At 60.3% G+C, this 16,622-nt stretch carries 14 protein-coding genes and 2 tRNA genes; 8 read left to right on the plus strand and 8 right to left on the minus strand.

Annotated elements, in window-relative coordinates:
• Window positions 1–30: 30 nt before the first annotated feature.
• The gene (locus Q0J57_RS05215; protein ID WP_363315461.1) at window positions 31–801 is read right to left on the minus strand and encodes a polyphenol oxidase family protein; all 771 of its coding nucleotides are present in this window, start codon (window positions 799–801) and stop codon (window positions 31–33) included.
• Window positions 786–1,409 (minus strand): 5-formyltetrahydrofolate cyclo-ligase, encoded by a 624-nt coding sequence (locus tag Q0J57_RS05220; RefSeq protein ID WP_297217842.1) that lies wholly within the window; start codon window positions 1,407–1,409, stop codon window positions 786–788. The genes Q0J57_RS05215 and Q0J57_RS05220 overlap by 16 nt, the downstream gene beginning before the upstream one ends.
• Before the next feature lie 70 nt (window positions 1,410–1,479).
• Here Q0J57_RS05220 and Q0J57_RS05225 point away from each other — a divergent pair, with 70 nt between their 5' ends.
• The 4 genes from Q0J57_RS05225 (at window position 1,480) to Q0J57_RS05240 (ending at window position 6,013) form a co-directional block, all read left to right on the plus strand.
• Window positions 1,480–2,169, plus strand: coding sequence for a metallophosphoesterase family protein (locus Q0J57_RS05225; RefSeq protein WP_297217844.1), 690 nt, complete (start codon window positions 1,480–1,482; stop codon window positions 2,167–2,169).
• A 361-nt stretch (window positions 2,170–2,530) separates the two neighbouring features.
• Complete coding sequence (locus Q0J57_RS05230; RefSeq protein WP_297217848.1) at window positions 2,531–5,101, plus strand: Rne/Rng family ribonuclease; 2,571 nt, start codon at window positions 2,531–2,533, stop codon at window positions 5,099–5,101.
• Window positions 5,086–5,877 (plus strand): epoxyqueuosine reductase QueH, encoded by a 792-nt coding sequence (locus tag Q0J57_RS05235; protein WP_363315462.1) that lies wholly within the window; start codon window positions 5,086–5,088, stop codon window positions 5,875–5,877. The genes Q0J57_RS05230 and Q0J57_RS05235 overlap by 16 nt, the downstream gene beginning before the upstream one ends.
• 60 nt (window positions 5,878–5,937) lie before the next feature.
• Window positions 5,938–6,013, plus strand: a tRNA-Asn gene (locus tag Q0J57_RS05240).
• A gap of 145 nt (window positions 6,014–6,158) precedes the next feature.
• Here Q0J57_RS05240 and Q0J57_RS05245 read toward each other — a convergent pair.
• Window positions 6,159–8,261: a DUF262 domain-containing protein gene (locus tag Q0J57_RS05245; RefSeq protein ID WP_297217851.1), complete on the minus strand. Its 2,103-nt coding sequence runs from the start codon at window positions 8,259–8,261 to the stop codon at window positions 6,159–6,161.
• 232 nt (window positions 8,262–8,493) lie between these two features.
• Here Q0J57_RS05245 and Q0J57_RS05250 point away from each other — a divergent pair.
• Window positions 8,494–8,569: transfer RNA gene (locus Q0J57_RS05250), tRNA-Asn, on the plus strand.
• A gap of 141 nt (window positions 8,570–8,710) precedes the next feature.
• On the opposite strand, the gene Q0J57_RS05255 is transcribed toward Q0J57_RS05250, so the two are convergent.
• The 3 genes from Q0J57_RS05255 to Q0J57_RS05265 all read right to left on the minus strand — a co-directional run bounded on the left by Q0J57_RS05255 (window position 8,711) and on the right by Q0J57_RS05265 (window position 11,306).
• Entirely contained in the window at window positions 8,711–9,115 is a 405-nt protein-coding gene (locus tag Q0J57_RS05255; protein WP_297217855.1) for a hypothetical protein, read from the minus strand.
• A gap of 104 nt (window positions 9,116–9,219) precedes the next feature.
• The gene (locus Q0J57_RS05260; protein WP_297217857.1) at window positions 9,220–10,782 is read right to left on the minus strand and encodes a polysaccharide biosynthesis/export family protein; all 1,563 of its coding nucleotides are present in this window, start codon (window positions 10,780–10,782) and stop codon (window positions 9,220–9,222) included.
• Window positions 10,783–10,886: 104 nt separating this feature from the next.
• On the minus strand, window positions 10,887–11,306 hold the full coding sequence (locus tag Q0J57_RS05265) for a DVU3141 family protein (protein WP_297217860.1): 420 nt from the start codon (window positions 11,304–11,306) through the stop codon (window positions 10,887–10,889).
• A 210-nt stretch (window positions 11,307–11,516) separates the two neighbouring features.
• Here Q0J57_RS05265 and Q0J57_RS05270 point away from each other — a divergent pair, with 210 nt between their 5' ends.
• The 3 genes from Q0J57_RS05270 to Q0J57_RS05280 all read left to right on the plus strand — a co-directional run bounded on the left by Q0J57_RS05270 (window position 11,517) and on the right by Q0J57_RS05280 (window position 14,737).
• Window positions 11,517–12,542 carry a molybdopterin-binding protein gene (locus tag Q0J57_RS05270; protein WP_363315463.1) on the plus strand — a complete coding sequence of 342 codons (1,026 nt, stop codon included), beginning with the start codon at window positions 11,517–11,519 and terminating at the stop codon, window positions 12,540–12,542.
• 162 nt (window positions 12,543–12,704) lie between these two features.
• A complete protein-coding gene (locus tag Q0J57_RS05275; protein ID WP_297217866.1) occupies window positions 12,705–13,895 on the plus strand; it encodes a Tm-1-like ATP-binding domain-containing protein in 1,191 nt (396 codons plus the stop codon).
• 17 nt (window positions 13,896–13,912) lie between these two features.
• Entirely contained in the window at window positions 13,913–14,737 is an 825-nt protein-coding gene (locus tag Q0J57_RS05280) for a phosphoenolpyruvate hydrolase family protein (RefSeq protein ID WP_297217868.1), read from the plus strand.
• 389 nt (window positions 14,738–15,126) lie between these two features.
• On the opposite strand, the gene Q0J57_RS05285 is transcribed toward Q0J57_RS05280, so the two are convergent.
• Together Q0J57_RS05285 and dapB are read right to left on the minus strand one after the other, a co-directional pair.
• On the minus strand, window positions 15,127–15,549 hold the full coding sequence (locus tag Q0J57_RS05285; RefSeq protein WP_297217871.1) for a hypothetical protein: 423 nt from the start codon (window positions 15,547–15,549) through the stop codon (window positions 15,127–15,129).
• Between the two features lie 263 nt (window positions 15,550–15,812).
• Window positions 15,813–16,592, minus strand: a complete 780-nt coding sequence (dapB, locus tag Q0J57_RS05290; RefSeq protein WP_297217873.1) for a 4-hydroxy-tetrahydrodipicolinate reductase — start codon at window positions 16,590–16,592, stop codon at window positions 15,813–15,815.
• Window positions 16,593–16,622: the final 30 nt, after the last annotated feature.

The following is a 16,622-nucleotide window of genomic DNA, read 5'->3' on the forward strand; positions in this document are numbered from 1 at the left end:
GAGGAAGGATAAAATAGCGTTATCTTCCTGTCAATGCACACAGTCCGCTTTTTCATGTCTCCAGATGAAGGCGGCCTGACGTCCGCTGTACCGGTTGAACCGGTAGGAAAAGCAGCATGCGGGATTGGTGGCCGTGCAGATGTCCACGCCGTAGATGTTTCTGGGCAGTAGGCCCGCCTGCTGCAACTGGTACCGCGTCAACCCCCAGAGGTCCATGCAGCGGCTCTGCGGGTCGTACCAGGGCAGGAACTCGCTGCTCCACACGGCGGAAAAATCCCGGAATTCCGCCCTGGCCGGTCCCAGGCTGGGGCCGCGCACGGCCAGCAGGTCATGCGCGGCAAGATGATAGTGCTCGCAGAAGCGGGCCACGGCCGTAACGGGGAAATGGCAGCGGTTCCCCCGCCAGCCTACATGCAGCGCCATGATGTGCTGCCCGTCCCGGTGGGCCAGCAGCACGGGCTGGCAATCCGCCGTGCGGATGCAGAGCGCCAGCCCGGAACGGCTGGTGGCCATGCCGTCCCCCTTGGTGCCGGGGGCTTCGTCCAGGCTTACGGGCGCCGGATCAAAGTGCAGCATGTCGCCATGCACCTGCTCCAGCTCGGCCCAGCGGGCAAGGCCCAGATGGCGTTGCAGGGCATGACGGACGCGCTTCACACGCAGCGGATCATCCTGCGGCAGAAAGGCCATATTGCCGCCGGAACAGCCGTCCGCCGGGTCGGGAGCATGGCGCAGCTGAAAGGCGCAGCGCACCTGCGGCAGCGCGGGAAAGGCAAAGGTCAGCAAGGTTACAGGCACAGCCATTGGTCCTCCGTACAGATATGGGTCATGCGCTGGTCCCAGTCCTGGCTCGGCAGGTCGCTGTCCAGCAGCTGGCAGGCATAGCACAGGCCCACCAGCGCACAGCGCGCCGTACCGTCCGGCTGGCGCAGAGCATGCAGAAAGCGGTCGTAGTAGCCCCCGCCAAAGCCCAGCCGCCGGCCATGGCGGTCAAAGGCCAGGCCCGGCACAATGACCATGTCCGGGGCAAAGCTCCTGCCTGCGTCGCTGGCGCCAAAACCGGGCAGTCGGTCCAGCGGTTCCAGCAGATGAAAAGGACCGGGGCGCAGCTGGCTCCTGTCCTGTACGGCCACGAAATCCATGAGACCGGGATGCTGCTGCCGGACACGGGGCAGAAACAGCGCCTTGCCCTGCGCCCATGCGGCGTCCAGCAGCGGGGCCGTATCCAGCTCATCCGGGAGGGAAACATACAGGGCCACGCTGTGCGCCCCGCTCCAGAGGGAGGAAGCCAGCAGGCGCTCCCGGGCGCGGAGGGCCATGGCGGCGGCCTGGTCGGCAGGCAGGGAACGACGCAGGGCGCGCATGCGTGCCCGCAGCATATTTTTTTCTTCTGTCGGCGGAGTCTGGGGCATACGGCTTTCCTTGTGTGGCAAAATGTGGCATGCTTTTTCCCGTTGCAAGCCTAACAAAGGAAACATGACTATGCCAAGTGCTGACAAGCAGGACTATCTCTGGATTGCTGTGGGCGATATTCATGACGAACCGGAACGCTTCGCGCAGATTCCCGAACTGGACGAGGCCGACGGCATCATCATTACCGGCGATCTTACGGTCACCGGCGGCGTGAAGCAGGCCGAACTGGTCATGGATGCGCTGAGCAGAACGTGCCCGGTGCTCTTTGCCCAGATCGGCAATATGGATCGTCCAGAAGTGGATGCCTGGCTGACGGAAAAGGGGGGCAATCTGCACGGGCAGGTCCATGAGCTGACGCCGGATATTGCCATCTTTGGCGTGGGCGGCTCTTCCTTTACGCCCTTTGGCACGCCCAGCGAATTCCCGGAATCCAGCTTTTCCGCCTGGCTCAATGCCAGCTGGCAGCGGGCGCGCCTGTATCCTCACGCGGTTCTGGTATCCCACAATCCGCCCAAGGATACGGCCTGCGACGTAATCCCGGGTGACGTTCACGTGGGATCAACGGCCGTGCGCGAATTTCTGGAAGAGGCCCAGCCGGAAATCTGCCTGTGCGGGCATATTCATGAAGCCCGCGCCATTGATCGCATAGGGCTCACCATTGTGGTCAACCCCGGCGCCCTTGCCCAGGGGGGCTATGTGCTGCTGCGCAGCAATGGCGGCCGCCTGTCCGCGGAGCTGCGCGTGCTGGAAAACGCCTGATCGCTTACGGCCAGAGCGCACCACCGCCCTGCTCCTGGCGTGCGGGCGGCTGTGTCTGCGCCGGCGTGTTTTTCCCGGTGTGCCGGCCCTGAGCCGGACCGGGCATATTTCGCTTTCCCATGGAAAGCAGGAGAAGCGGCCCGTGCCGCCGCTCTCGATTTTTTTTGCAGGGAAGGTGCGTTTGCTGCCCTCCCCTGCCCGTTTTGTCACCAGGCCCTCTCGGCGTTTCGCGGCAGCCCCCTGAGCATCGGCGCCCGAAGCCCCTGGCATTGCCCGGCCGGCAGTGTGTGCCGCCGCAATGCCCCGCAGTATTGCGCCGATGGCTCCCACAGGAATTTCCTACTGCTCTGGAAGGATTTATATGACCCCCGAAGAAAAGCCTGCGGCTCCTGAAGCTGCCGTGGCTGCTGTGTCTTCCGGCATTGCCGAAGCTGTTCCCGCAACGACTCCTGCCGAAGCCCCTGCCGATAACGAAATCACTCCCGTCCGTCATGCCCGTTCCCGTGCGTCTCGTGCCCCGGGGCGCCGGACCAGCCGGCGGCGGGCTACTCCCCGTACCGAAAATTCCCTGGAAAACCCCGCGGAAAATCCCTCGGAAAGTCTTCTGGACAGCACGCCGCCGGAAACGGCTGCGTCATCCTCCGCAGCGACACCGGCGCCGGAAGCATCGCCTGCCGCAGAGGCCGCTGCCCCGGCCCGTGCCGCGTCGCGTGCCGGCACCAGGACATCTCGCTCCGGCGGCCGCTCGCGTGGTGGCACGCGCAAGGGCCGCACAGCGGCTCCGGAAGACCTTTCTGCTGCCCCGGTGCAGGAGGCACAGCCTGTGCAGGAAGCTCCCTCCTTTGTTTCCAGTGTAGAAACCGGTGCCTCCGTACAGCAGGAAACGGTACTGCGGGATATGGAGCAGGCCGCCGCCCCTGCCCGCAAGAAACGTTCTTCGCGCAGGGGACGCAAGGCGCCCCTCTCCCCTGAGGGAGACAGCGCGCAGGTACAGGCAGCGGCTGCTCCGCTGTCTCTGGCGCTGCCGCAGGTGGAGCTGACGCCACCGGCGCCTGCCGCGGACCTGGCGCCCGTGCTTGTGACACCGGAACAGAAGGCGCTTGTGCCGGTGGAGCATGCTGCTCCCGCCGCAGCGGAGGATGCGGAAACGGCTACGGAAGCCCCTGCTTCCGCGGCAACGGAGGAAGAAGGCGAAAGTCCCCGCCGCAAGAGTCGTCGCGGTCGGCGAGGCGGCCGCGGCCGCAGCCGCAAGAACCGCCAGACGGCAGAGGACGGCCAGGAAGCGCCGGCCGCTCCCGTCGAAACGGAAGAACCGGCCATACCGCCCCTGTCTGACGGGCCGGAGGAGATCGAAGACAGCGGACAGGCGGCAGAAGCAGACGGGGAAGAGGACAGTGACCTTCCGGCTGAGGATGGCGCAACGGAATCCGCCAAGAAGGGCGGCATTCGGGCGGCGGCCGTCAAGGCCAAGGCCGCGGCGGCTTCCGGCCGGCAGCGCATGTTCATCAGCGTGCTGCCGGGCGAACAGGTGGAAGTGGCCTTGACCGAGGAAGGCGTCCTGCTGGAATACTACCTGGACATGCTGCACCAGAAGAAGCTCAAGGGCAATATCTATAAGGGCGTCATCCATAATATTGATACCAACCTCCAGGCAGCCTTTGTGAGCTATGGTGCGGGCAAGAACGGTTTCCTGCAGATTGACGAAATTCATCCCGAATACTGGCTGACCCACCACGAACCTGCCAAGGGCAAGAAATATCCGCCCATTCAGAAGGTGCTCAAGGCCGGGCAGGAAGTGCTTGTGCAGGTGGTCAAGGAACCCAATGGCAGCAAGGGGGCCTTTTTGACCACATGGCTTTCGCTGGCCGGGCGTTTTCTGGTCCTGACGCCGGGGCAGGAACAGATCGGTGTTTCCCGCAAGGTGGACAGTGACGAGGAGCGCGCCCGCCTGCGCGAGATGATGAACGGCATTGACCCCGGCGAGGGGCTGGGCGTCATTGTGCGCACGGTCAGCGCCGGCGTGACCAAGACCACGCTCAAGAGCGACTTGCAGTACCTCAAGCGCGTGTGGAAGGACATCCGCAAGCGGGCCACCGAGGTCACGGCACCGGCCCTGGTGCATGAGGAACCCGGCCTGCCCGAACGGGCCGTGCGCGATTATCTGACCGATGAAGTCTGCGAAATATGGGTGGATAACGAGGAACTGGCCAGCAGCATCCGCGATATGGTAAGCCAGCTTTTTCCGCGCAAGAAAGACCTGGTACGCCTGCATTCCGACCCGCGTCACAGCATGTGGGAACGCTTTAATCTGCGGCGCCAGCTGGATCAGATCTATTCCCGCGAGGTGACCATGCCGTCTGGCGGCCGTCTGGTCTTTGATCAGACAGAAGCGCTCATGGCCGTGGACATCAATTCCGGCAAGATTTCCGGCAAGGCCAATTTTGAATCCATGGCCTTCCGGACCAATCTGGAAGCCGCCGAAACCATTGCCCGGCAGCTGCGCCTGCGGGACATCGGCGGACAGGTGGTCATTGACTTCATTGAAATGCGCGACCGCAAGCACGTGGCAGAAGTGGAAAAAACCCTGCGCATGGCCATGAAGAATGACCGCGCCCGCCACGACATCGGCAGAATGAGTTCCTTTGGTCTGCTGGAACTGGTGCGGCAGCGCATGGGGTCGTCGGCACTGGCCATATCCATGGAACCGTGCCCGCACTGCAACGGCACGGGGCAGCGGCGCAATCGCGAATGGCAGTCCCTGCAGGCCCTGCGTGATCTGCGCAGCCTGCTGCGCTCCCAGAGTGGGGGCGACAAGGTGGTCTTTGAAACCACGGCGGAAGTGGGCATGTATCTGCTCAATCACAAGCGCGATACCCTGCGGGACCTGGAAAACAGCTTTGGCAAGAGTATAGAAATATGTCTGCGTCCCTGATGTCGCCCGGGAATGTGCCCTCCCAGGAAATGGTCCCCGATGCGGATGCGCCGGTGTCGCGGCCGCGCAACAGCCTGCTGCTGCATGTCTGCTGCGGGCCGTGCTCCATCATGCCGGTCCGGCGTCTGCTGGATGAGGGCTTTGCCGTGACGGCCTGGTTCATGAATCCCAATATTCAGCCCCTGAGCGAATATTTTCGCCGCCGGGAAGCAGCCGGACAGTGCGCCGAACGCCTGGGCATTGACATTATCTATGAGGATGCCCCGTGGGACCTTACCGCCTGGCTGCGGGCCGTGGCCGGACGGGATACGCCCCCGCAGCGCTGCACCTGGTGCTGTGTGAGCCGCATGGAAGCCACCTGTGCCGCAGCCAGACGCATGGGCTTTGCCTATTTTTCCAGCAGCCTGCTGTATTCGCGCTATCAGCCCCACGAGGTCATTGCCAGGGCCGGCCGCCTGCTGGGCGATGGCAGGGTGCGGGTACTGCCGGAGATTGACAGCGTGGAAACGGCCGCCATGCCGCCGGCAGATCAGGGAGAAGCCTGCCCTGCTCTGCCCGCCGCAACGCACGGGGCCGCACCTGCGGCAGCTGGTCCCCGCTTTGTCTATCGCGACTTCCGCACCGACTGGCAGGCCGGAATTGATGCCTCCCTTGCCTGGGGCGTGTATCGTCAGCCCTACTGTGGCTGTGTGTACAGCGAGGCTGAACGCTATCACAAGAAGTTGCGTCGCCTCATCACGTCAGGCGGGGGACAGGGGCAGGCTCCGAAGAAATAAATTTTTTCCTTGACCCGTGACGAAAAGATGTGTAAACACTCTTCCGTTGGCTCAACCAATTCCCCGATAGCTCAATCGGCAGAGCGGGTGACTGTTAATCACTAGGTTGGCGGTTCAAGTCCGTCTCGGGGAGCCACGAAACTTTCGCCCCTGCGCAAGCAGGGGCGTTTTTTATTTTTCTAGGCGTAAAAGAAATAGCCCCTGAGGGGGGTTTCTTTTTCTGGAGTAGCGCCGTGTTTTTACTGGAAGGTTGCATGAATTCTACCAAAATACGGCAGATGTCATTCATTTTTTGATTTCATATAAAAGATGAGTTCGCTTTCATCCACGCCGTATAATTCAAAAAATCGGCGCAGGCGTACTATTTTGGCATTGGTATTCATGTGGGTAAGAAGCCAGATGCCTGGTACAATTTCTACCCCGATGCTTCCCCTTGGTTTAGATGAGGAGACGACATTGCTGAGAAGATCATCATATACTTTCGAGCGCAGTAGCTTCGCCAGAATGGAAGGATCTTCGGCATGAAGCCATGAAACAACTGTTTGATACATTTCCGACCAGCGTGAGGTGTAATGATTCTCAGCCCTCCACCGAAAGTATACAAGATGTCTCCCGATGAAATTGCAGTCTTCGCCAAGGTCACAGCTGTCAAGCTGTTTTTCTTTGGGATGAAAAGATGGCGACCGGTCGTATGGCCATATCTGGAGAGCTTTCTGTCGCAGTGTCTCACTGCGCTCTTGAAGCTCTGTCAGTGTCCATGAATCCTTTTGGGCAATGTCCTGATTCATGCGCAGGCCGGAATGGCGAAATCCGTTTTGGGCATCCCGCTTGGCGCAGAAAGAAAGGTTGCTGTACGACGGGTTATATGGTTTTGCCACCAACGTAAGATTTGCTATGCGGTGTAGCCATTCCGCATGGATAATTTCCGCATCCGAGCCAAGTTGACTTTTCCATGCAGGAGTAAGTGTTTGGGGCATAATGTGTTCAATAGTATACTCTCCGTTTGTGAGATGGCGCCATACATCTTTTGTTTCCAGTGTACCGTAGTTCTCTAGACGCTCGAGCAGATAGATTTTATTTTTTGACTTCATATTATAGATATTTTTGCTGGTGAAAATACGGCCAAACTCAGCATCGTCTGGAAACCGTCCACTTTCTCGCCGCGCAGAGAGAGCATATTTGAGCTTTTCCACATAGTTTTCCGCTGTTCCATCAAAACGCATAATTTCCTTGTGTAGGGCAATAAATATCTTATTTAGCGCATTGGTTGGGACTTCACAGATAATGCGCCGGAAAAGAAAACTTTCAATAATCATAAAAATGTCAGTGAGTTCTGAAAGATTAAGAAGCTCTTCCTGATAATGAAGGCGCAAGATCTCAAGCAAAAAAGGACGGCTGACAGTTGTTTCCAGCCAGTTCAAACGAAAGATGCAGTTATTGAGACGTTCGCTTTTTGTTCCTCCACAAAGAAGATATTTATAGTATGTAGCATAGTTTACGAGATCATGTAACAGCTCTTCAATATTATTTTTCGAAGGATGGGGCCATATGCCATGTACATATTCTTTAAAGGCACGGTATGTCTTGTGCATGACAGGCGTTGTCTGCTGCTTGACACTAAGAAAATCTCGAATAAACAGACTTACATCGTAATTTGTATATTCTTCAATATTGTTCCAGTAATGTTCATAAAAATTTTCCTGAGTTGAGGTGTCTAGTCCCATCAGGATAAAATTACGTATTTTATCGCCTTCACTCAGGGCAAGACCCGTGGAATTAAGACTTTCAAAAATTAGCTGTGGATCATCTTCTGAGGCGTTCAGCCTGATATGGATGATAACAAGGCGGTTTAGTGCATCAAACAGTGTATCTACAGGAAGCTCCTGCAAACGGAGTCTCTTGCAGAAATAGTCGTAATTGATGGTAATGTTCGAATCTTCAATATATCCAGATGAATCTTCGAAGAGTTTTTGGAAGGCCTTTTGATCATTTTTGACGGGTTTTAGCTTAATTCTTGTTTCTTTCGATTTCCATTTATCGATAAGGTATTCTTCCTGAATCATTTGGGCAAGCTGAATATTACTGGATACGAGTTCTCCAGAGTGAAGAAGATTGTGTATGGCAAGCAGAAGCAAGGAAACCGTTGTCAGCCGCTGCTGCCCGTCGATGATAAGAAACTGCTCGCTGGAGGCTTCGGAGTCGTAGGAGGAGACAATACAGCCGAAAAAATGACTCTTGTGCCCTGATGTTTTCAGGCGTACGAGATCGTCGAAGAGCTGTTTGCACTGTTCGTTCTTCCAATTGTAATTTCGCTGATATACAGGAATGACAAAGCGTTTTCGCGAACTCATATATTCAAGAAGGTTGATGGCATCGCCTCTCATTATAGCCTCCTCGCGGTTATGCGATATGGTAAGAAATTATCTTAATTGGTGGAGTACTTCAAGATAAATAACTGTCTTTCTATTTGCTGCTTCAAGGCGGCGCGTGGTGATTTGGCAAGGGCTGTTTCGTGCTCCTCGTTTGGCCCGTCGGATATGTTTGCAAAAAAAAGCGGATTTTTCCTTGACAGAAAGCGGTGCTTTCGGTAAACACATCTTCGTTGGTTCGACACATTCCCCGATAGCTCAATCGGCAGAGCGGGTGACTGTTAATCACTAGGTTGGCGGTTCAAGTCCGTCTCGGGGAGCCACGAAACTTCCGCCCCTGCGCAAGCAGGGGCGTTTTTGTTATGCGCGCCACAGGCGTCAGGGCTGCCTGACATTCAGGGGCGCGCCCTCCTCCGCGGCTACGTTTTCCACGTCACTATTGCTGTCCCATGGCGCGTCGATGGTCAGAACAGGCGTTCTGCCGTGGCCGGCTCTGGCTGATCCTCCGCTGCTGGCAGGCGCACACGGGGACAGCAGGCCTGGTGAAGAACGGGGCTGCTTTCGCAGCAGTCCTGCGCATCACAGAACAGTTCCGCGCCGCGCCTGGGCGCAAGATAGACATAGCCGCGATCCTCCGGCGCGGGAAGGCAGTGCAGAAAGCGGGGGGACCGGGGCAGCAGCCTGTGGCCGTCGTCATGGCACGCAAAGACCACTTCCAGCCGTGCCCCGCAGGGGCAGCGCTGCCGCCAGCGGCCGTCAATGGCATATTCCGTGGGGGTTCTGCGGTCATAGACAAGGGCAAGGCCCCAGCCGATCTGCTGCGTTTCCAGCAGGTGCCTGGCGCCGCATTGCTGACAGATGATGTGCATGATGTCTCCCTGTACTGGTCTGGCAGGCAGCATAGCTCCCCTGCCGCAAAACGAAAAGCCCCGCCGGAGCGGGGCATTCTTCACGCGGGAGAGGAAAAGGCGTTCTACAGCCCTGTGGCCAGGCGCAGGACTGTTCCGGCCGAAACTGCCACCTGCATGAGCACCGTGGAAACGTCCTTGACGGCCTGCATGTTCTTGGACTCCACGCGCGGCAGCACAAGGATCTGATCCCCGGCGTGAATGTCGTCCGCATCGTGGGATACGGAGCCGTTCTGGTGCATGACCAGCACATGCTCCTGATCCGCCCGGTTGTTGTAGCCGCCAGCCCCTTTGATGTAGTCGTCCAGGTCCTTGTCCTCATCCCAGAGCATGGCCTGCGGCATCATGACTTCGCCGTTGACAAGCACCACATCGCTTTTGGCGGGTATGACGATGACGTCCCCGTCTTCCAGGGCCAGGTCACCCACCTTGTCGCCATTGCCCAGCACCACAATGCCCTCGGGTTCCACGGTTTTGGCGCGCTCCACAAACTTGCTGATCATTTCCGCTTCCTTGGCGCGGATCTGCGTTTCTTCCGAACTGGACGAAGAGGCCGTGAGGGCGCTTTCCTCCAGGCGGCGCAGGCCGTCGGCAATGGCCTTTTTCTGTTGCTGAGCCACGCTCTTGCGCTTGATGTGGATGCCTTCGATATTGGCCCGTCCCGGTTCCACGGCAATGAACTGAAGCACTTCGCCCAGGCGTGCCCCGCGCCGCACCGGGAAACTGCGTGCGCCGCGCACCGCGCCCTGGACCTGCACGGTCAGGGTATTGCCCGGATTGTCGGCCATGAAGGTCAGCTGGTCACCATCCTGCAGGATGAGGCCATCCAGCTCGCGCAGCGGCAGATAGGTATTGTAGGGGGTTCCGTTGCGGATACCCTTGAGGGAAATGTGGCTGGCCGTATTTTCGGGATCAGCCAGGCGCAGCAGCTCTTTGCCGGATGTCTTGCCCGGCCGCAGCTCGAACAGGGCACTGTTGCGCACCACGCCGGCCACGCTGACCGTGGGGCCCTTGTCTCGCACCACCAGGGTATCGCCATCCATAAAGCGGATCTGCGGCAGATCGCCGCGCTGGATAAAGGGATAGAGGTCAAAGGTCTGCACTACTCTGCCCCCGCGTGTCAGCTCGATGTCACGATAGCTGCCGCGCCGGGGGTCAATGCCGCCGGCCTTGTCCAGAAAGGCCAGCACCGTATCGCCGGGAGTGCCACTGTAGCGGCCTGGCCGGGCCACATTGCCGGTGATGAAGAGGGACACGGGCTGATTGTCCAGCGGAGCCACATAGATCTGGCTGTCGCCATGGCCAGAGGCAGCCAGTTTGCTCTTGATGGCATCATTAAGACGGCTGTAGGCCAGACCGGCCACCATCATGTCCCCCACGCCAGGAAGGGACACATGACCGGCGGAATCCACGGTCAGGGTGTCATCCACGGTCAGGCTGCCGCCCCACAGCCGAAGGACGATGCGGTCGCCGGGCATGATCTGCCGGTTGCCGGCATCGGTGCTGCCCTTGCTGAAGTTGCCCTGAAACAGATTGGCCCCGTAGGGGGTCGGGCTGTCGGCGGCGGGGGCGGGCCGGGCAGACAGGCAGAGCGCCAGAAGCAGCAGGGAAAAAAAGGCATATTTCATGGGAGTTCCTCACAAGAGAAAGGCATGCCGGGGGCATGTCCTTTCCCGCAAACAGGGCGGGTCCGGCGGACCGGACCCGGGAATGCGAGCGAAGGCAGCGCGGGCTATTTTGCGGCCGGCTCTGCCGCTGGCGTGGCCTGGCCCTGCGCCGGTGCATCAGGCGAGCTGCCCTGCCCGGCGGCGGGATTGCTGAGACCCTGCCCCCAGACGCGGGGTGCCAGACGCCAGACGCCCTTGCCATCCTTGCAGATCACCACCACTTCGGCTTCGTTGTGCTGACTGCGCACGGTGGCGCGCTTGCAGTCCTCGCCGGTGGCAGAGGTAAACAGGTCTTCCAGAAGAACCTGCACCTGCGGGCCGAACTGGGGGTCATCCAGCGTGGTGGAGGCGCCGGGCGCGGCATTGATCAGAAAACTTTCCACCGGTCCCGGCTGGTGGGGCGGCGTGGCATCCTCGCCGCCAAAAAGGCAGCCCTGAAGCGATGCTGCCAGCATAAGCGCCAGAATGGGCACGATTTTTTTCATAATGGCTCCTTGCGGGCGACATGCACCCGCCTGCTTCATCTTGCAGAGATTGCGTTTCCTGTCAATGCGCGCCGGCCTGCCCGGGGGCTGTGTGAATCGGGGCGCAGCGCTTGCACTTTGGCTCCGTTCTGCTACCCTGTTGGAGTTCCCGTATCGCAAACGGGCGCAGCCTTTCCCGAAGGTTCTGGAGGACGTATGGCAAAAATGCAGATGAAGGTCATTGATGTACGCGAGGCCGTGGGTACGGTGCTCTGCCACGACATAACCCGCATTGTGCCGGGAGAAAGCAAGGGGCCGGTGTTCCGCAAGGGACATGTGGTGCGCGAAGAGGACATCCCCGTGCTGCTGGATGTGGGCAAGGAGCACCTCTACGTCTACGAACCTGCCCCTGGCATGGTGCACGAAAACGACGCGGCAGCCCGCATTGCCGCCGCCGTCTGCGGGGCCAACCTCAGCTGCAGTGACCCCAGGGAAGGTCGCATCAATTTTTCCGCCACCTGTCGCGGCATTCTTGAGGTGGATGTTCCCGTGCTTGCGGCCATCAACAGTATTGGCGAAATTACCCTGGCCACGCTCCATTCCATGCGCCTGGTGGAAAAGGGGCAGGATGTGGCGGGAACGCGGGTGGTTCCGCTCATGATCGATGATGCACGGCTGCGCCGCATGGAGGCGCTGGTCAGCCGGCCCGTCATCCAGGTGCATCCGCTGTCTCCGGCTTCCGTGGGCATTGTGACCACCGGCAGCGAAATCTACAACGGCCGCATCAAGGATGCCTTTGGTCCGGTGCTGCGCCAGAAGTTTGCCGACCTGGGCTGCACGGTGCTGGGGCAGACCTTCAGCAGCGATGACGAGGCCATGACCTCGGGGGCCATCATGGACTTTGTCCATCAGGGAGCGGACATGGTGGTGGTAACGGGGGGCATGTCCGTGGACCCGGACGACAAGACGCCCGCCTCCATCCGCGCCACGGGAGCGGAGATCGTCAGCTACGGTGCTCCGGTCTATCCCGGCGCCATGTTCCTGCTGGCCTTTCTGCCCGTTGCAGGCCGGCGTGTGCCCGTGCTGGGGCTGCCCGGCTGCGTCATGTATCACAAGGCCAGCATTTTCGAGCTGACCGTGCCGCGCCTGCTGGCCGGCCTGGACATTCTGCCGGGCGACATTGCCGCCATGGGGCACGGCGGATTCTGTGCGTCCTGCCCGCAGTGCCGCTACCCCATCTGTCCCTTTGGCAAATGATGGCGCAGAATGATGCCGCCTGACGGTCCGTTTCCTGCGGGCTGCGCGGCCGCAGTGCTGTGCACGTTTTCCCGCATTGCACCCGCCGGCGTTCTCTGCTAGCCAGAAAAAAAGCGGACCGCGGGCTGCTCTGCCATGTGCGCGGCACGCAAAGGAGGCCCCATGAAGAAAGCCTATGTCATCGGAACCCTGGATACCAAGCAGCACGAGATCGCCTTTGTGGCGGACATTCTGACGGGCATGGGGATTCCCGTCTGCGTGGTGGATGTGGGCATCTTCCCCTGCGAGCAGGTGGCCGGAAACTGGGGTGTTGTTGCCTTGCGCGATCAGGACAGGGCGTTCTTTGCCGGCATCACGGACAGGGGCAAGGCGCTGGAGCGCATCAGTCAGCTGCTGGAGGCCTTTCTGCCTTCGTGTGCGGACCTGGGTGGCGTCATGGGCATGGGTGGCTCCGGCAATACGGCCGTGGTCACGCGGGGCATGCGCGCCCTGCCCGTGGGCACGCCCAAACTCATGGTATCCACCGTGGCCTCGGGAGATGTGGCCCCCTATGTCGGCCCCACGGATATCTGCATGATGCCGTCCGTGGCCGATGTGCAGGGCATCAATCGCATTACCCGGCGCATTCTGGGGAATGCGGCGCACGCTCTGGGGGGCATGCTGCTGCACAGCCTGCCGCCGGCAGCAGACAGCAGAGAGCTTGTGGGCATGACCATGTTCGGCGTGACCACGCCCTGCGTGCAGCATCTCTGCGCCCTGCTGGAAGCGGACTACGAGCCGCTGGTCTTCCATGCCACAGGCACGGGGGGCCGGGCCTTTGAAAAGCTGGTGGATTCCGGCATGCTGCATCACGTTCTGGACATGACGCTGACGGAAATCTGCGATCTGCACATGGGGGGCAATATGAGCGCCGGCGAGGATCGCCTGGGGGCCATCATACGCAGCGGCATCCCCTATGTGGGCAGTGTGGGGGCGCTGGACATGGTCAATTTTGCGGCCATGCCCACCGTGCCGGAGAAATACCGCGACCGCAACCTCTATGTGCACAATGCCAATGTGACGCTCATGCGCACCACACCGGAAGAGAATGCCCGCATGGGGCAGTGGATTGCCGAGCGCCTGAACCGCATGCCCGGTGCTGTGCGTTTTCTGCTGCCGGAAGGCGGCGTTTCGGCCATCGATGCCCCCGGCATGCCCTTTTACGATCCCGAGGCGGATGCCGCCCTCTTTTCGGCGCTGGAAACGCATTTCCGGCAGGATGCACGGCATCAGCTTCTGCGCATTCCCGCGCATATCAATGATCCGGCCTTTGCGGCGGCTGCCGTGGCGGCCTTCCGCCAGATCACCAACTGAATTTCAGGGAGAACACCATGACCCGTTCCGAAATTCTTGCCAGACTGCGTGCCAAGATTCAGCGTCATGAACCCATTATCGGCGGCGGAGCCGGGACAGGCATTTCCGCCAAGTGCGAGGAAGCCGGTGGCATTGACCTCATCGTCATCTACAATTCCGGCCGCTACCGCATGGCCGGGCGCGGATCGCTGGCCGGGCTGCTGGCCTATGGCAATGCCAATGACATTGTGCTGGACCTGGCTCGTGAAGTGCTGCCCGTGGTCAAAAACGTGCCCGTGCTGGCCGGCATCAACGGTACGGACCCCTTCTGCAACTGGGATGTCTTTTTGAAGCGCCTCAAGGACGAAGGCTTTGCCGGGGTGCAGAACTTTCCCACGGTGGGCCTGATTGACGGGGTGTTCCGCGCCAATCTGGAAGAAACGGGCATGAGCTATCAGCTTGAGGTGGAGGCCGTGGCCCGTGCTCACAAGATGGACATGCTGACCACGCCCTATGTCTTTTCGGCGGAAGATGCCGTGAACATGACCAGGGCCGGGGCAGATATTCTTGTGCCGCACATGGGACTGACCACGGCCGGAACCATTGGCGCCCAGACCGCCAAGACTCTGGACACCTGCGTTGACCTTATCAACGAGTGGGTGGATGCGGCCCGCAGCGTGCGGGATGATGTCATCTGCCTGTGTCATGGCGGTCCCATAGCCAATCCCGAGGACGCCGCCTATATTTTGCAGCGCTGCACGGGAATTCAGGGCTTCTACGGGGCCAGCAGCATGGAGCGCCTGCCCACGGAAATTGCCATCCGGGATCAGGTGCGCCGCTTTGTGGGCATCAAAATGCCCTAGGGAGCAGCGTTGACGCGGCCGCCCTCCGGCAGGTACGCGCGGGAAAGGGGGAAACGGACATGCCTTTTCCCCCTGGCGCAGGCCCCCTTGTCCGCAGGTGCTCCGCTTTTTGGTGGTGCAGCTTTTGCAGAGAGGAGTTGCCGGGAGGTGCCGTCGTTTTTTCAGCGGCACGCTGCCGCCGGCACTCCGCACGGGGAGCCGGGCACGTGCACGAACGAGTAAGGCAGGCCCCGTGCGCCAGGACATCCCTTGCGGCCCGGACGGGATTCTACCGTGATGCTTTTCATCAGTGCCCTGCCCTGCTGGCAGGGCACTGTTTTTATGATAAAAAAGGGATCTGCCACCATGTGGCAGATCTCTGAAATGCGGATGCGGGAAAGGGGCGCGTATCAGTAGGAGCGGATGTATTCGTCCAGACTTTCCGCCGAGCAGTTGCGGCTGACCCAGAAGGCCGAGGCCCAGACCATGAGGGCGGTGGCCTGCGTGTCGTCCAGGGTCTTGAGCTTGCTTTCCAGGCTGGAGCGGCTGGCCCCGTGGCGCAGATGCACGTGGTTGATCTCGCAGGCATCGCTGACGCGCAGCAGCAGATAGGAAAGGCGCGAATTGTCGGGCATGAGCTTCATGTCCTTGTGGGCTTCCACCACGGTTTTCAGCTCTTCTGCCGTGAACATGCTCTTGATGGTCGTGATGGCCCGAAAGAAGGTGTCCACCGCCCAGGGCAGAATGAATTCTGCCCCCGCGCTTTTGGTGCGGAAATAATCTTTGAGCCAGCGTTCCTGGTCCTCATTGATACGAGCGGCTACCTGCGGCATGTCTCCCCCGGAAGATCACAATTGCGCAGCACGGAGGGAAACCCCGCCCGCATACGGACCGTTGGCGGGCGGCCTCTGCCCTGCTGCGAAGCGCACATGCGTTGCCGTGGGGACTCCCTGCTGCCGCGAGGGGGCCGGCGTTGTGCGGCCTTTCACGGGGGCAGGAATGCCACGGAGTCAGCCGGGCAGCCCAGTCCTGACTGCCCGGCAAACACGCGCTGTTTTCCTGATATCCCAAAGGATGCAGAATATCAAGAAAAAATCTAGAATATGTCTTGCATCCCGTAAAGGCGACCTGCTGTCCTGCCCTGCATCCAGGCCGCTGCCCGCAGCGCACCCTGGGCAAAGGTATCCCGCGAGTGTGCCTGATGGGTAACCTCGATACGTTCGCCAGGCCCGAAGAAATAGACCGTGTGGATGCCCACCACATCGCCGCCCCGCAGGGCCTGAATGCCGATCTGGGCCTTGGGCCGTTCGCCGATGATGCCGTCCCGCGCGGAGCAGCGCACATCGGACAGCTTCCAGCCGCGGGCTTCAGCCAGGCATTCTCCCAGGGACAGGGCCGTCCCGCTGGGCGCATCCTTCTTGCGGTTGTGATGCACTTCCATCATTTCGATATCATACTTTTCGCCCAGCGCCCGGGTGAGTTCGGGCAGAATCTTCAGCAGCACATTGACGCCCACGCTCATGTTGGAGGACCAGAACAGGGGCGTTTTCCTGGCCAGTTCGGCCAGTTCGGCCTTCTGGGCATCATCCAGCCCCGTGGTGCCGATGACCACGGGGTTGCCCGTGCGGCATGCGGTGCGGGCCGTGTTCAGGCTGACGGCAGGGGCGGTAAAATCGATGATGCTGGCACCGGGACACCGGGGCAGCACGGCGTCAAGGCTGTCAGCCACCAGGCAGGTTTCGCCGCGCAGGCGGTCCAGACAGTCGGGGCGGTCGACAAGAGCGGCCAGCTGATAGGCCGGGTCTTCCTTGGCCAGGCGGGCAATGGTCTGGCCCATGCGGCCCCCGGCGCCCATGATGATAAGCTGCGTTGTCATAGCTACTCCTTGAAGTCTTCTGCGCCCCAG

Origin of the sequence: uncultured Desulfovibrio sp., assembly GCF_944324505.1 — a bacterium.
Lineage (GTDB): Bacteria > Desulfobacterota > Desulfovibrionia > Desulfovibrionales > Desulfovibrionaceae > Desulfovibrio.

What these genes read in the sequence shown, in the direction of transcription:
- Q0J57_RS05285 (WP_297217871.1), bottom strand. Translation starts at nt 15,549, where the DNA reads ATGCCGCAGGTAGCCGCTCGTATCAATGAGGACCAGGAACGCTGGCTC.
- dapB (WP_297217873.1), bottom strand. Translation starts at nt 16,592, where the DNA reads ATGACAACGCAGCTTATCATCATGGGCGCCGGGGGCCGCATGGGCCAG.
- Q0J57_RS05225 (WP_297217844.1), top strand. Translation starts at nt 1,480, where the DNA reads ATGCCAAGTGCTGACAAGCAGGACTATCTCTGGATTGCTGTGGGCGAT.
- Q0J57_RS05265 (WP_297217860.1), bottom strand. Translation starts at nt 11,306, where the DNA reads ATGAAAAAAATCGTGCCCATTCTGGCGCTTATGCTGGCAGCATCGCTT.
- Q0J57_RS05260 (WP_297217857.1), bottom strand. Translation starts at nt 10,782, where the DNA reads ATGAAATATGCCTTTTTTTCCCTGCTGCTTCTGGCGCTCTGCCTGTCT.
- Q0J57_RS05245 (WP_297217851.1), bottom strand. Translation starts at nt 8,261, where the DNA reads ATGAGAGGCGATGCCATCAACCTTCTTGAATATATGAGTTCGCGAAAA.
- Q0J57_RS05280 (WP_297217868.1), top strand. Translation starts at nt 13,913, where the DNA reads ATGACCCGTTCCGAAATTCTTGCCAGACTGCGTGCCAAGATTCAGCGT.
- Q0J57_RS05275 (WP_297217866.1), top strand. Translation starts at nt 12,705, where the DNA reads ATGAAGAAAGCCTATGTCATCGGAACCCTGGATACCAAGCAGCACGAG.
- Q0J57_RS05220 (WP_297217842.1), bottom strand. Translation starts at nt 1,409, where the DNA reads ATGCCCCAGACTCCGCCGACAGAAGAAAAAAATATGCTGCGGGCACGC.
- Q0J57_RS05230 (WP_297217848.1), top strand. Translation starts at nt 2,531, where the DNA reads ATGACCCCCGAAGAAAAGCCTGCGGCTCCTGAAGCTGCCGTGGCTGCT.
- Q0J57_RS05255 (WP_297217855.1), bottom strand. Translation starts at nt 9,115, where the DNA reads ATGCACATCATCTGTCAGCAATGCGGCGCCAGGCACCTGCTGGAAACG.
- Q0J57_RS05235 (WP_363315462.1), top strand. Translation starts at nt 5,086, where the DNA reads ATGTCTGCGTCCCTGATGTCGCCCGGGAATGTGCCCTCCCAGGAAATG.
- Q0J57_RS05215 (WP_363315461.1), bottom strand. Translation starts at nt 801, where the DNA reads ATGGCTGTGCCTGTAACCTTGCTGACCTTTGCCTTTCCCGCGCTGCCG.
- Q0J57_RS05270 (WP_363315463.1), top strand. Translation starts at nt 11,517, where the DNA reads ATGAAGGTCATTGATGTACGCGAGGCCGTGGGTACGGTGCTCTGCCAC.